This window comes from Tetragenococcus koreensis (assembly GCF_003795145.1).
Classification (GTDB): Bacteria; Bacillota; Bacilli; order Lactobacillales; family Enterococcaceae; genus Tetragenococcus; species Tetragenococcus koreensis.
The window spans coordinates 346,632-360,121 of sequence record NZ_CP027786.1 but is presented as its reverse complement, the minus strand read 5'-3'; the positions used below and the strand labels follow the sequence as shown (position 1 = coordinate 360,121).

General features: G+C 34.5%; 14 protein-coding genes and 1 riboswitch. Of the genes, 2 read left to right on the top strand and 12 right to left on the bottom strand.

Annotation, left to right across the window (positions count from 1 at the left end; translation table 11 throughout):
• Positions 1-15 precede the first annotated feature (15 nt).
• From C7K43_RS01805 to C7K43_RS01785, 5 genes are read right to left on the bottom strand one after another with little or no spacing between them, the layout of a single operon-like run.
• Positions 16-1,287 carry a PTS galactitol transporter subunit IIC gene (locus C7K43_RS01805; protein WP_124005284.1) on the bottom strand — a complete coding sequence of 424 codons (1,272 nt, stop codon included), beginning with the start codon at positions 1,285-1,287 and terminating at the stop codon, positions 16-18.
• A 25-nt stretch (positions 1,288-1,312) separates the two neighbouring features.
• Entirely contained in the window at positions 1,313-1,597 is a 285-nt protein-coding gene (locus tag C7K43_RS01800) for a PTS sugar transporter subunit IIB (protein WP_124005283.1), read from the bottom strand.
• On the bottom strand, positions 1,594-2,055 hold the full coding sequence (locus tag C7K43_RS01795) for a PTS sugar transporter subunit IIA (RefSeq protein ID WP_124005282.1): 462 nt from the start codon (positions 2,053-2,055) through the stop codon (positions 1,594-1,596). The genes C7K43_RS01800 and C7K43_RS01795 overlap by 4 nt, the downstream gene beginning before the upstream one ends.
• Positions 2,056-2,100: 45 nt before the next feature.
• Positions 2,101-3,090, bottom strand: coding sequence for a transketolase family protein (locus C7K43_RS01790; protein WP_014125256.1), 990 nt, complete (start codon positions 3,088-3,090; stop codon positions 2,101-2,103).
• A gap of 13 nt (positions 3,091-3,103) precedes the next feature.
• A complete protein-coding gene (locus C7K43_RS01785) occupies positions 3,104-4,006 on the bottom strand; it encodes a transketolase (protein ID WP_014125257.1) in 903 nt (300 codons plus the stop codon).
• A 684-nt stretch (positions 4,007-4,690) separates the two neighbouring features.
• Positions 4,691-4,735, top strand: a riboswitch (PreQ1 riboswitch).
• Between the two features lie 17 nt (positions 4,736-4,752).
• On the opposite strand from C7K43_RS01785, the gene C7K43_RS01780 reads away from it, so the two are divergent.
• A complete protein-coding gene (locus C7K43_RS01780) occupies positions 4,753-5,742 on the top strand; it encodes a nucleoside hydrolase (protein ID WP_124005281.1) in 990 nt (329 codons plus the stop codon).
• Complete coding sequence (locus C7K43_RS01775; protein WP_124005280.1) at positions 5,739-6,290, top strand: ECF transporter S component; 552 nt, start codon at positions 5,739-5,741, stop codon at positions 6,288-6,290. The genes C7K43_RS01780 and C7K43_RS01775 overlap by 4 nt, the downstream gene beginning before the upstream one ends.
• A 311-nt stretch (positions 6,291-6,601) precedes the next feature.
• Here the strand turns inward: C7K43_RS01775 and C7K43_RS01770 are convergent, their stop codons facing one another.
• The 7 genes from C7K43_RS01770 to C7K43_RS01740 all read right to left on the bottom strand — a co-directional run bounded on the left by C7K43_RS01770 (position 6,602) and on the right by C7K43_RS01740 (position 13,394).
• Complete coding sequence (locus C7K43_RS01770; protein WP_124005279.1) at positions 6,602-7,318, bottom strand: HAD family hydrolase; 717 nt, start codon at positions 7,316-7,318, stop codon at positions 6,602-6,604.
• 36 nt (positions 7,319-7,354) lie between these two features.
• On the bottom strand, positions 7,355-8,062 hold the full coding sequence (locus C7K43_RS01765) for an HAD family hydrolase (RefSeq protein ID WP_124005278.1): 708 nt from the start codon (positions 8,060-8,062) through the stop codon (positions 7,355-7,357).
• Between the two features lie 198 nt (positions 8,063-8,260).
• On the bottom strand, positions 8,261-9,538 hold the full coding sequence (locus tag C7K43_RS01760; RefSeq protein ID WP_124005277.1) for a class II D-tagatose-bisphosphate aldolase non-catalytic subunit: 1,278 nt from the start codon (positions 9,536-9,538) through the stop codon (positions 8,261-8,263).
• Between the two features lie 58 nt (positions 9,539-9,596).
• A complete protein-coding gene (locus C7K43_RS01755) occupies positions 9,597-10,646 on the bottom strand; it encodes a PTS fructose transporter subunit IIC (protein WP_124005276.1) in 1,050 nt (349 codons plus the stop codon).
• Between the two features lie 25 nt (positions 10,647-10,671).
• Complete coding sequence (locus C7K43_RS01750) at positions 10,672-10,986, bottom strand: PTS fructose transporter subunit IIB (protein ID WP_124005275.1); 315 nt, start codon at positions 10,984-10,986, stop codon at positions 10,672-10,674.
• A 13-nt stretch (positions 10,987-10,999) separates the two neighbouring features.
• Entirely contained in the window at positions 11,000-11,473 is a 474-nt protein-coding gene (locus C7K43_RS01745) for a PTS sugar transporter subunit IIA (protein ID WP_124005274.1), read from the bottom strand.
• Positions 11,451-13,394, bottom strand: coding sequence for a BglG family transcription antiterminator (locus C7K43_RS01740; protein WP_124005273.1), 1,944 nt, complete (start codon positions 13,392-13,394; stop codon positions 11,451-11,453). The genes C7K43_RS01745 and C7K43_RS01740 overlap by 23 nt, the downstream gene beginning before the upstream one ends.
• Positions 13,395-13,490: the final 96 nt, after the last annotated feature.

Genomic DNA, 13,490 nt, shown 5'->3' with positions numbered 1-13,490 from the left:
TCATCCTTTCAATAATTAAAAAATTGAATTTAATAGTTGCGTTATCTGAAGTATTATCCAATTTAAAAGACTACCGCCGGAAGTAATGCTTGACATCTGACTAACTCCTTGTGGAATAGTAAAATTAGCCGCGTTCATCATTTCTGTATATACAGAAGCAAAATTAGTAGCCATATATAAAGTTAAAATCATCATTATAGTACCTGTAAGCACGGTCTTAAAAATATTACCTTTATTATGAGCGGTTATAAAAGCAACATAAAAAGGAATTGAAGCAAGATCTCCAAAAGGTAACACTCTGTTCCCTGGCAAAATAGATGCAAGAATTATCATTATTGGAACTAAAATTAAAGCAGAAGATATTACAGCAGAATCACCTAAAGAAATGGCAGAATCTAATCCAATAAATAGTTCTCTGTTTTTAAATTTATCACGTAAAAATACTTGGGCAGCATTAGAAATAGGAAGCAATCCTTCCAGTAGGATTTTTATCATTCTTGGCAAAATCATCATAACAGCGCCCATATTTATCCCTAATAGCCATGCTTGGCCCACATCATATCCAGCTAGAAAACCAAGTATTATACCAATAGCAACACCTATTACCATAGGTTCACCAAAAACTCCAAACTTTTTTTGAATGGTTTCATAATTAACATTAATTTTATTTATGCCTGGAATTCTATCTAATATCCAATCAACAGCAAAACCTAGCGGTACCCACATTAATGAAGAACCGGTCGGTAAAGTAACATTATCAATTTCAAAATAATCTTCAACATAAGGTTGCAACTTATCGCCCATAACTAAATGAACTACCATTAATAGAATAGCCGCTATAGAAGCTGCAACTAAATTGTTTGTAATCGTATAAACAACAGATCCGGCAAACAAAAAATACCAATAGTTCCAAATATCAACATACATTGTTTTTGTCACTTTAAATATAATTAAAATAACGTTTACTAATAAGCAAACTGCTATTAATAGTGCTGATATAGGAGAGCCCCAAGCAGCTGCCGAGGCGGATGGCCATCCTCCATCAATGACAGTTAAATTCAGACCTATACGTTGAACCATCAATTGAGCTGCCTCGCCAACTTCGCTCGTTAATAGTTCGATAACCAAGTTAATTCCAACAAAACCAATCCCAACAGTAATTCCTGCTTTAATAGATTTTCCCAAACCTAGTCCAAAAATTAATCCTAAAATTAAAAGTGTTATAGGAAGGATTGCACTAGCGCCCAATCCAATAATGTAATTAACTACATCGGTGATAATCTTCATTTTTATTCTCCTTCATATATTTTATTTAACTATCTTGTAAAGCATTAATAATATCTTTATCTGTTTGTTCATCATTAATACCAGTGATATATGAAGTAGCTTTTATTGTAATCGCTTTAAATTTTCTAGGGCTCTTTCCAGAAGTAATGATTAAATCTGCCTGGTCTTCGTAACTTCCTACTTCAGGTACTTTACATTGAATTAGCTGATATTCTATATCATTTTTCGTACATAAATCTTCCACTCTATTAGCAATGACTGTTGAAGTTGCAACACCTGTTGCACAAGCTATAACGATTGTTTTCTTCACGTAAACCTCACCTCTTGAATTTCTTCTATTATTTTTTTTCTGTTTTTTTCATTTAATACAGACAATATCAGTTTATGATTTTGTATTAACGAAATTAATTCCATTAAAGCTAATGGACTCTTCTTTCCATCTCTTAATCCAATAAAAAAGCATAAATCCACGGGTGTTTTCTTATCATTATCTTCCATTAAGGAAAACATTATAGGGGATCTAGGCCTTACTATAGCAATAAAGTCTTTTTTTACTGTTTCCGGGTCTGTATGCGGTATACTAACGCTGTAATCTTCTAGTTGTAATCCAGTAGGAAAATCTTTTTCACGATTTATTAGGCCGTCATGATATTTCTCATTTACAAACCCTTTGTTTTGAAGTTCGTCTGCTATTATCTTAAATAGTTCATTGGCGTTAGGTGATTCAATATCTAAAAATACAAGTTCTTTATTAAATAAATTTTTCATACTTCACCTCATCAATATATAAAGATATAAGATAATTATCTTACATTAAACTCTATCGTAATCTTCTAAGCGGATGGCTTCCAGCTCATTTTCAGTCGCATCGAACTTATCATCTATTAATTTTTCCACCGCTTTAATTAAAGACAACGCATCTATCCCATACTTCTTCATCAAATAAGGTTTTGCAGCTCCATGAGTCCACTCATCATTAATACCTATTTTTATCAGTTCTTTATTAATCATATTTTCTAGCATTACCTCGCCAACCAAAGTACCTAATCCACCAATCACACTATGATTTTCCATAGTTATTACTCCATAACTAACCTTTTCAAGCGTCTCAAGCACTAATGGATCAGTGAATGGTTTTAATGTAGTAATATGGACGTGCTGCACCGATAGCCCTTGTTTTTCAAGATAATTTGTAGCTCGCATCGCTTCTTCAGTACAAATACTACTAGAAAACAAAGCAATGTCTGTTCCTTCACTAAGAAGTCTACCTTTATTAAATTTTGTTGGTACATTCGGATCAAATAAACGCGGAACAGCTCCTCTTAACATACGCACATAAATAGGAGCATTTATTTCCCTACAAATTTCTAAAGCAGACTCAACATCAGTAGTATCGCCACAGTCAAAAATATTCATATTAGGAATTGTCCTCATAATTCCTACATCTTCAATTGACTGGTGAGTAATCCCTCCAGGCGTAGTAATCCCCGGCACGAAACCTAATAATGCTACTGGTAAATTAGGATACGCAATCGACATTTCTAATTGATCAAGTGTTCTCCTATACAAAAAAACAGCAAATGTATGAAGAAACGGACGAAAACCTTCTTTGGCTAAACCAGCAGCCCATCCCATCATATTTTGTTCAGCAATGCCCATTGATAAATACCTTTCGGGTAGTTTCTTAGCAAATTCCCCAACTTCACACGAAGTTCCTAGATCAGCAGACATTACCAATACTTCTTTATGATTTCCAGCGAATTGAATGATGTTATTAGAATGCACGTCTTTTTCTATTTGCACACTATTTTCCTCCTCACATATTTTGATAAAACTTAAGATACTCATTGTATTCATCTTCTTTAAAACGAATAAAATGCATTTGTCCTCGACGATGCTTTAACAAAGGAATCCCTTGTGTCGGATTGGTATAGCATAATACAACTAACGGTTTTCCTTTTTCTGTCATTTGGCAAGCTTTTTGTAATTCTTCAACACTATGACCATCAATTTTTGCCGTTTTTGCACCAAATGCTTTAAATTTTTCTTCAAGTGGTTCAATATTCATAATATCTTGGGTAAATCCTTCAACTTGTTGCCTATTAACATCAACTAGTAAAACTAAATTATCTAATTTATAAAAGGCTGCTACTTGAACAGCCTCCCATAGCTGTCCTTCTTGTATTTCACCATCAGACATAAAGACAAATATCCTACCACTTTGTTTTTTTATTTTTCTTGCATAAGCAGTTCCACTTGCAATACTTATTGCTTGACTTAGTGTCCCTGCAGCATTTTCAAAACCGGGAGTATGATTTGCACCAATCATTTCCATACTATATCCATCTTTATTGAAAAATTCTAAAGCTTCTTCAGATAATCTACCAACTTCAACAAGAGTTGAATAAACCGGTGCTGCGTAATGAGCTGGTGAAATAAATAACCTATCATAAGGTGCATCTGTACTGCCGTTATATGCAGAACCTGGAAGGTAATCCATGTTGTCTTTTGAAGGTGTTCCAGGGAATTTTCCAGGTATTTGCGGTCCCTTACTTTCGGAAAGATTTAGAATACTCATATAAAGAGAAGCTAAAATTTCTGACGAAGAACAAGCCTGAGCTAAATAACAACCATTTCTTTCAAGGGTAATTTTTAAAACACGTTTACGAATATTTTTTGCGGCATTTTCAATCTGTAATTGCGAATAATGTTCTGACATTTTAAAACTCCTTTCTCCTATATAAAAACATCCTGAATCCGATCCATATATTCATACGAACCAAATCCAGGTTAAGCCTCACGTTGCCCCCTTTATATTACTTTAAGCGTTTTCAAAAATAGTTTGACATGTCCATTTACTATTTTTAAAACCATGCTAGCTAAACACAGTTTTTAAAACAGCAGCAATAAATCCGAACACAGGCTTGCTTTATTGAAAAACAATAAAAAAAGAGGTACTAGACAAAACTGTCCAATACCTCTGACATAGTTAAATAAGCATACTTCAATCACTTTCAAAAGCCGAAAAATTAACAGAAAACACTAGAAAAATGCTTTCATGTTGGCTATAATAAAGAAAGTCGATGCGTTGCATTGACTATGGCAACTTGATCAGTCAGTCTCGATGACTTGTCAAGGCTCCTTGTGTCAGCGCCAACTGATACAGGGAGTGCCTTTTTTTATTCGGATTTATTACTACAAGATTAGTGTAAACGAAACGGTTACAATTTTCAAGATAAAACGAGTAATTCAGAAAAAATGTTTGCTTTATCGACAACAAACAAAAAATCGCTTGTGATAAAAATTACGAGAAACATCTACAACATAAAACGGTTAACAACTACTTGCACTACTCCTTCTATGTTGTATACTAAACAAGTATTCATAAAATCAGGCAAAATTGCCTGGACTGGTTCGTAAACTTCCCAGAATAAAAAACCAAGAACTTCACAAGGAGGTAGGAAATTGAATACAAAGAAGAATATCATCATTGATTGTGATCCAGGAATAGACGATAGTTTAGCGCTACTCCTAGCTTTACAATCAAAAGAACTCAATATCATCGGCATCACCATCGTCAGCGGTAATGTACCAGCAAGCGTCGGAGCACAAAATGCGTTAAAAGTTTTGCGGCTAGTCGATCGGTTAGACATACCAGTATACATTGGAGCTGAAAAACCACTGGCGGTTCCTTTTACTAGCGCTCAGGACACCCACGGCGAAGATGGCTTGGGTGATAGCCAAATTTCTCCCGTCACTTCTGTTCAACCCAAAGCAAATGCTGTGTCGTTTATTCGAGAAACATTGCAACAAAATCCCGATACCACCGTCTTAGCTTTAGGACCGCTCACCAACATCGCTTTGGTTTTACAGGAAGATCCGAATTGCTTTGCCCAAGCGTCGCGTTTTCTCGTAATGGGAGGCAATTACCGTTCCCATGGCAATTGCTCACCGGTCGCTGAATACAATTTTTGGTGTGATCCAGATGCAGCAAAATTTGTTTTTGAGCAAAAACTACCCATTCCAATCGAGATGATGGGTCTTGATGTAACACGTAAAATCGTGCTAACCCCGACAATTCTCGAATATATGAAACATACAGACCAACGAATTTATCAATTTATTCAACAAATCACCCAATTTTATTTTGATTTTCACTGGGAACATGAAAAAGTCCTCGGCTGTGTAGTTAATGATCCTTTAACCATCGCCTATTTACTTGACCCTACACTTGCTCAAGGTTTTGACAGTCATGTAGAAATTGCCACCACTGGCATCAGCCGCGGTCAATCTATTGTAGACGATCACAATTTTTGGCAGCTATCGAATAATTGTCACATTTTAACAAGTGTGGACCAAACAGCTTTTTGGTGCTTATTTCTAACACGCGTGCTCAAAGCTGAAGAGTCTGAACTTTCACAAATTCTGCCTCAGTTATTGGAGGTAGAATTATGAGAAAAAATACAACTCGCTCTATTGTAATCATGGCATTGTGTCTGGTTTTAAATATCGTTTGTAGTAATCTTATTTTAATGCTAAGGTTACCTATTTATTTAGATGCCGTCGGGACCATTTTTGCAGCCAGCCTTTTAGGGCCCTTTGGCGGAATGGCAGTTGGTGGTGCCACAGGCGTTCTGGTTGGAGTAACCTCTGATATCTTCTCCTTATTTTTTATGCCAGTTCAATTAGTTATCGGCGCGGTCGCTGGTATGTTATATAAACGTAAGCAAGCTACTCAGCTAAAAAACAGTTGGTGGCTTGCCTTGGCAATTTCTTTACCTGGTACGATTCTTTCAACGATTATCACCGTCATTTTATTTAACGGCATTACTTCTGCCGGATCAAGCATCATTGTTCAACTATTATATGGCGCCGGAATGAACCAAGCACTTTCAGTCTTTTTAGTTCAAATTGCAACGGATTACTTAGATAAATTACTAACGGTTATCTTCGTTTCGCTTGTAGGTCGGTTGTTGGTAAAACGATTATCATCTATTCGCTAGCAAAACCTTAGCAATTTGCTATAATAATTTTCACTCTAAAATTTTTGACACAAAAAATAAGCAAGATCTAAAAAGCCCTCACTCTAGGGCTTTTTCTGACTTTCTTTAAAAGAGTACTCTCATTGTTTTTGACTAAGTTAATTCTTTATTTTCCCCAACCATATTTTCCAAATTTTTGCTTCATCTCTTCTTCAGAAGCAATACAATTCATTTCAAAATCTGCGACGATTTCTTCAATTATTTGGCGGTCGTGTTCTTTTGCTAACTATTGTTTGTCTCTAACTTACATACAACTTCTTATGTACTTAAGATTATTTATCAATAAGCTTTGTAATAGTAGTGTATAAACTTTTTGGTTCTTGTACGATATAATCTGCTACACATTCAATAGGTTTGTTATACTCGCGGTAATTAGCCCAAATTGTATTCCACCCGACAGATTTCGGTCCTATGATGTCATTTAAATAATTATCTCCAACATAAAATACGTTTTGCTTTTCTAAAGGCAAGAATAGTTTATTCTCAAAACATTTAAAAATAGCTTTTTCAGGTTTTGAGACACCAGCTGCTTCAGATATTAAAATATTGTTTTTCGGAACCCATTTACCAAGCTTCAATGCTTTAACTTTTTTTAGTTGCTTGTCTACGGTCCCGTTGGTAATAATTCCTAGAACTTGTTCTTTTGCAACAAGTAGGTTTAACAGTTCTTCCATTTTTGGAAATAGTTCAATGTCATTTTGATACTTTTCAAAATCTAATTGGAAATTCAGGGCCTGCTCATTAGTAATTTTAACTCCATAATCTTGAAGTGCCCGTTTAATACGAAATATTTGCATTGATCTTAACTTTGCTTGATCAAAACCTGTTGAAGAAAAAGTTTCATCTCCATATTTTTTCATCAATTGATAGAGTGAAGATATATCTAGATCATTTTGACTACTTATCTGTAAGTTTTTAATTGCTCGTTTAAAAGCATGTAATTGATCGTATAAAGTATCATCAATATCAAAAACAAATACGTTTTTCATGGTTAAGCTCCCTTGTACTATTAAAAAATATACTCTCTAAATTCCCCACACGATTTCACGAACAGTTTCGAATAATTTAGTTTTCCCAGTAATAACATAATCAGGTTCCACAGTTTCAAGAGGCTTTTTATGGCATCTACGATTGCACCATATAGCTTTCCAACCTGCATTTTTAGCTCCAATAATATCATTTTGAAATGAGTCTCCTACGTAATAAACTTGATCGTTAGCTGACTGTATTTTCGATTCTGCTAAATGAAAAATTCGAACATCAGGCTTTGCTAAGCCTACCTCAGAAGAGATAATTATATTTTCTTTCGGAATCCAATTTCTAACACCCAGCTGTTTAATTTTTCTTTTTTGGTGAGCTAATGGTCCATTGGTTATAATCCCCATGGTGACTTCATTTTGAGAACAAAAATTTAAAGCATCTATCACATCAGGTAATAATGTGATTTCTTCTTGGAAAAACTGATAATCCCTTTGAAACTTAACAGCTTCTTTATTAGAAATCTTTTTGCCAAAATACGCTAGTGCATGTTTAATTCTATATACATGCATCTCTTGCATATCCATCTGTCCATTTTCTACTAATTGAAAAACTTCATCGCTCAACTTTCGACTAGTCGTATACAACGTTTCCAATGGAATATTACTAAAGTTAAAATGTTTCTCAAAAGCTCTCGCAAATGGACGTAATTGATCATATAGCGTATCATCCACATCAAAAAAAATTGCTTGCATAAATTTGGGGATCCACCCTTCTTTATGATCAAAATAGGGCCATACTCAAATAAAACCTATTTTATACTTATTGCAAATCCTCCATATTATTTCTTAAATTTAACAATGAATGCAGTGAATAATAATAATTTTTATAACGATTTCTAAAAGTTAGAAAAAGCTAACTTTTAGGAAATCGTTACATACAATCTAATCTTTTTATTTCGAAAGATTTTTAATACGAGTAGTTGCACCATTTAATTTGTAGCATTCTGCATAGTCACGAATTGGACGTTTGATATGATCCACAACATAGCGTTGCCCATCAATATTTTGACCTTTAAGATTTTGATACATCTTTTCAATTTCAGCTTTAACTTCGTCATCATTGAACGTATAGTGTCCAGCAATATCTAGGATTTCTGCTTGTAATTGGTTGTCATTTGAATCTAAAATTTGGTCAACTGTTAAATCTTTTTGTTCACCAACCATCCATTTTCTCCAACGTTCACTATTGATTGCATGGATTAATAACGTTTCACGAGTTTTCGATGCTTCTTTAACTAGTCCATTATCAACTAACCTTGCTTCAACTGCTGCAAGATTCAAGTAAGCACGAGTTTCTTCTGTCCCGTATTGAGGTGCTACATTAGTTGCAGTGATTTCAGAAGGTACGTGTTCTAATAAAGTAACGTCATCTAGATAATCCCCATTATGTTCTTTTAAACCAACGCCATATTTTTTTGCCATTTGTGCCAGATCATAAGCATTATTAAAATCAAAAGTACCTACTTGTTCCGTTTTACGAGTTAATGTTCCTGTTTGTCCTACGATAAACGTTGGCATTGGTAAACCTCGTTTTTCTAATTCATCTTTTAGTCTTAAGATAAATTTTTCGTAGGTTTCTGTTGAAGTCAAGCCGCCATTTGTTTCTTCTGTACCTACTTCGTAACCAATTTCTGGTAAATTACGAGACTTACGTTCTTTTTCACAAAACTCAATTAGGTCAACTGTTCTTTCTAAAACAGTATCTAATGGGATAACTTTTCCAACTTCAAATGGATCTTTTGTAGGATCGATCATTAATAAGTCAAAACCTGCTTCAATATCAGCAACATACGATTTTTGTCCAAGTGCCATTGCTTCGTCCGTTGGTAAATGATCATCTCTTTCTTTATCACGTTGCCAAGGTCCTCCATGGTCACGACAAAGATAATATAAATTATCATAATTAATTTTTTCTGCTACTTCTTCTACTGCTTTTGCGAAAGTAAACTGGTTCCATCCGTTAACGTATCCGCCACCCAATTCATCTGCGTCAACTTGGTTTCGACTAGCAATAAACATCACTGGAAAGTCATCTTCTTGAGATAATTCTAAAGTTGCTTGAACGCAGTTTCTAGACATTGGGCCAACGCCTAATATAGTAGCACTTTCCCCTGTTTTTTGTAACTTAAGAAGGCCTTCAACAACTGTTTTGATTGGTAATTTTTCCATTCATTTCATCTCCAATTTTTTATTTATATAAATCATGTTACAGCTAAATTTATATTATTTATTTTTCTATATTCTCTAAGTTTGGTTTGGTAAAATGCAAAATAGCAACTGATACCAGTGTTCCGATAAGCATAGATAAGAAATACCATAATTTCCCATTTACTACTGGCAAAATAATTAAGCCTCCATGTGGAACCAGAGCTTCTACGCCATTAGCCATTCCGATGGCCCCACCTACTGCACTACCGATAATAATCGCAGGTAACACGCGTTTAATATCTTTAACAGCAAAGGGGATAGCTCCTTCTGTAATACCAATTAATCCCATAAAAAAGGCTGATATACCTAAATCTTTATCCTCAGAAGTATATTTTTTACGATCGATAAAGGTTGAAATCGCCAGAGCTAGCGGCGGGATAGCCACTGCGATACGATGCGCTCCATTTGGTGCATAGACGCCCTCAGCCATCAACGCTAAAGTAAAAGCTGTAACCGTTTTGTTGACGGGACCGCCCATATCCACAGCGGTCATTGCGCCAATGATTAAGCCAAATATAATGGCGCTGCCTCCTTGCATTTGTCCTAATGCTCTTACAAGCCAATCCATCGCAGCACCAATCGGTACAGCAATAACATAAATGTAAATCATCCCTAAAACAAACGTTGTAATCACAGGTACAATCAAAATAGGCATAATCGTTCGAATGGTAGAGGGCACTTTCCAGGTCTTACACCAGCGAACAAAATATCCAACTGCAACCCCCATAATCATGGCTCCCAGAAATCCAGTTTGGACTTCTCCTTCCCCAATCGGATTATTGGCGATGTAACCTAAAATCATAGCTGGAGCTAGTGCTGGCTTTCCTGCTAATGTATTAGCAATGTAGCCAGAAAGTAATGGAATCATCATAGCAAAACCAGCATCGCCCAAGTCATTCAAATTTTTCATAAAAGGATTGGTAACTTCCAGTCCTGACTCAGTGGCTTCCCCAGTTGCTAAAGAAATAGCTAAAAAGATCCCTCCTACAACTACTGCAGGCAACATGAAAGAGACACCCGTATTAAAAGCTTTTTGTAGGTCCTTAAAAAATTTATTACTTTTTTTCATTTTGCTCTTTCTCCTTTAAATAAAACTAGATTTTTTCTGCTTGATCAATAGTCTCAACAGGATGTTTAATCACTTCTCCTGGGTCAGCATTTATAACTTTGCCTTCATTTTCTTTTTCTTCAAAACGTTCTTCACCATCAATCCCAATTCCTATAGCCAAAATAACAATATCTGCCGCATCAACTTCTTCTTGTTCTAATTCATTTTCAATTCCCATACTTCCTTGCGTTTCTACTTTCACTTCGTATCCTCTTTTTTGACACTCTTTTTCGATAGCTTCTTGTGCCATATAAGTATGTGCTATCCCAGTTGGACATGCTGTTACTGCTACTATTTTCATTTCGTTTTCCTCCTTAAATTTCAATTGCATTTAGTTGTTGAAAAGCTCTTTTTTTATCAGTTTGTCTTAATAATTTTTCCCTGAAGTCTTCATCTAATAACTTTTTACTCAGTTGAGAGATAAACTTTAGATGTAAATTATTCTCACTTTTTTCTGGAACCCCGATAAGAAATACTAAGCGTATCATCCCTTCCTTTTGGTTTGTCCATTTTATATCTTTGGCTGTTCGTAAGAAGGCGATGAATGGATGCGCAACTGCATCGGTCTTTCCATGCGGGATCGCAATAGAGTAACCAATAGCTGTAGGCACTTCCTGTTCACGTTTTTTTACTGCTTCATAGAGCTTATCTTTATCCGTTACATAACCATTAGATTCAGCATTATTTACGATAAATTGAAGGACTTCTTCTTGATTTTCGAATTCTTTATCTAGAAATATCAACTCCTCCGAAATTACGCCTTTGTCATTTTCTTGAATTTTTCCCATCTTGTTCACTCCCTAAGTTTTTCAATAAAGCTGTTTTCGAAGATTTTTTTCTAATTTGTTTTAATATTTTAGAATTATCTACTATGTTATAAATATCTGACAAGATCCTGCGAGTTTGTAGGGTATCTTGTGTAGAAATACAAATCAAAAACACGATATCTACGTAATACTTATCCCATTTAAACTTTTGCTTATTTTTCACCACCACCACAATCGTTTGGTTAACATGTATAGGGTTTCCATGTGGCACAGCCGCGCCAGAAGGTAAATCTGTTCCCCCTAATTTTTCCCTATGAAGAAGTCCTGAAATAAACTCTTGCTCTACCAATCCTTTCTCAATTAAGTCCTTACCTATAACTTCAAATAATTCTTCTTTAGAAGAAAAGTCTGTATTAACAAAAATAAATTCTGAGCTAATAAACTTCTTTAAATGATGTTGCTCTAATAATGGATTTATTTTACTAATATTACTTGGCTGGTATCCTGAACTTTTTATTTTCTCTATGTCTGTATCCGTTAAAAATGGCGAAACAAGTATGACATCTTTACCAGGAACATCCACCTTGATTGTTGAAATAATTACGTCAAATTGTTCCATATCAATGTGCTCCAGTTCTGCCACTGAAGCGACTTCGATCGTATCTAAAGAAGGGACAATGTTTTTTATTCGATTCATTAGAAGCTCTGATGTTGCAATCCCCATCTGACAAATTATCAATATTTTTCTATTTATTTTTGCGCGTTCAATTGCTGACTGGAAGTAGATTGTAAGAAAAGCAATTTCATCTTCATTAAAGGCAATTTCTAATCGTTTTTCATATTCTCCGAGTACGACCCAAATCACATTAAAGGTTAATGGAAATTCTGTTTTTATTTGTTCAGTAAAAGGGTTTTCTGTTTTATTATTGGACCGTAAACGATAAATCATAGGCGGTATATGATTGATTAATTGTTCTTCTAGTTTCTTATCATTGGAAAAATCAATATTCAATGCTTTCGAAACCTGTGCCAATAGTTTATTAACAAGCACATCATCAATGTTTTCTTCCGGTAAAGGTTCAAACCTGTTAGATATTAAATGCTGTGAAAAAAATTTTATATCTTCGTTGGTATATGAAAAATCTAGCCTTAACGAAGCTTTATGCAAAAGTTTGACAGCACTCTCTTCAAAAAACAAAGTATAATCATAATCTTCTGTCTCTTGGTTTTCTTGAATATGATATCCATTCATATTTCGGTAGACCAAAATAGTAAAAATATTTAACACGTTCTGCACATAGTAATCTGAAATCGCGTTGCTATTATCCCGCACATAGTTGTATAAAAGATTCGTACATACACCAATAAGTTTTTCACCATAATAAGGTGCCAATAAATTCAACTTTTTTGATACCGTGTTTTCGTAGTAAAATGCTGAATTACTTATTATATAACGATTAAATTGTAAATAAGCTTTCTGAATATCAATTTCATTTCCAGATATCCTTGTTCCATATCTGTCACTTTTAAGCTTGATATTAGAACCTGCTTTAAGAATCCTCATAATAAATTCAAAGTCCTTTATAATAGAGGTCTTACTTACCATATAAATTTCGGATAAATAATTAAAACTTACCGATGTTTCTTCAAATAATAGCGTTCTCATTATTTCAGTTCTTCGAGTGACAGTATTATAGATATCCGATATTTCATCGCTTTCTTTTGGCAAAGTATTTTCTTTTAGTTCTCTAAGTGCAACTCCAACTCCTCTCTTCTTCTCCAAAAATTTACCTAAACTTTGGATGTAATCTTCCAACAATTTTAATTCTGAATGAATAGTTCTTTTTGACACACCTAGCTTGTTAGCTATAAATTCCACTGTTAGAAAGTCATCTTGTGATTCTAAAAGTTCAAGTAAATTTTTTTGTCGTTTTGTTAACATATGATACGCACATCCTATCTTAAAAATCTTCAATTCTGTTAGCGTTATCATGAATACATTTTCATTATAGACAGATAACTTATTCTTGAATATTAC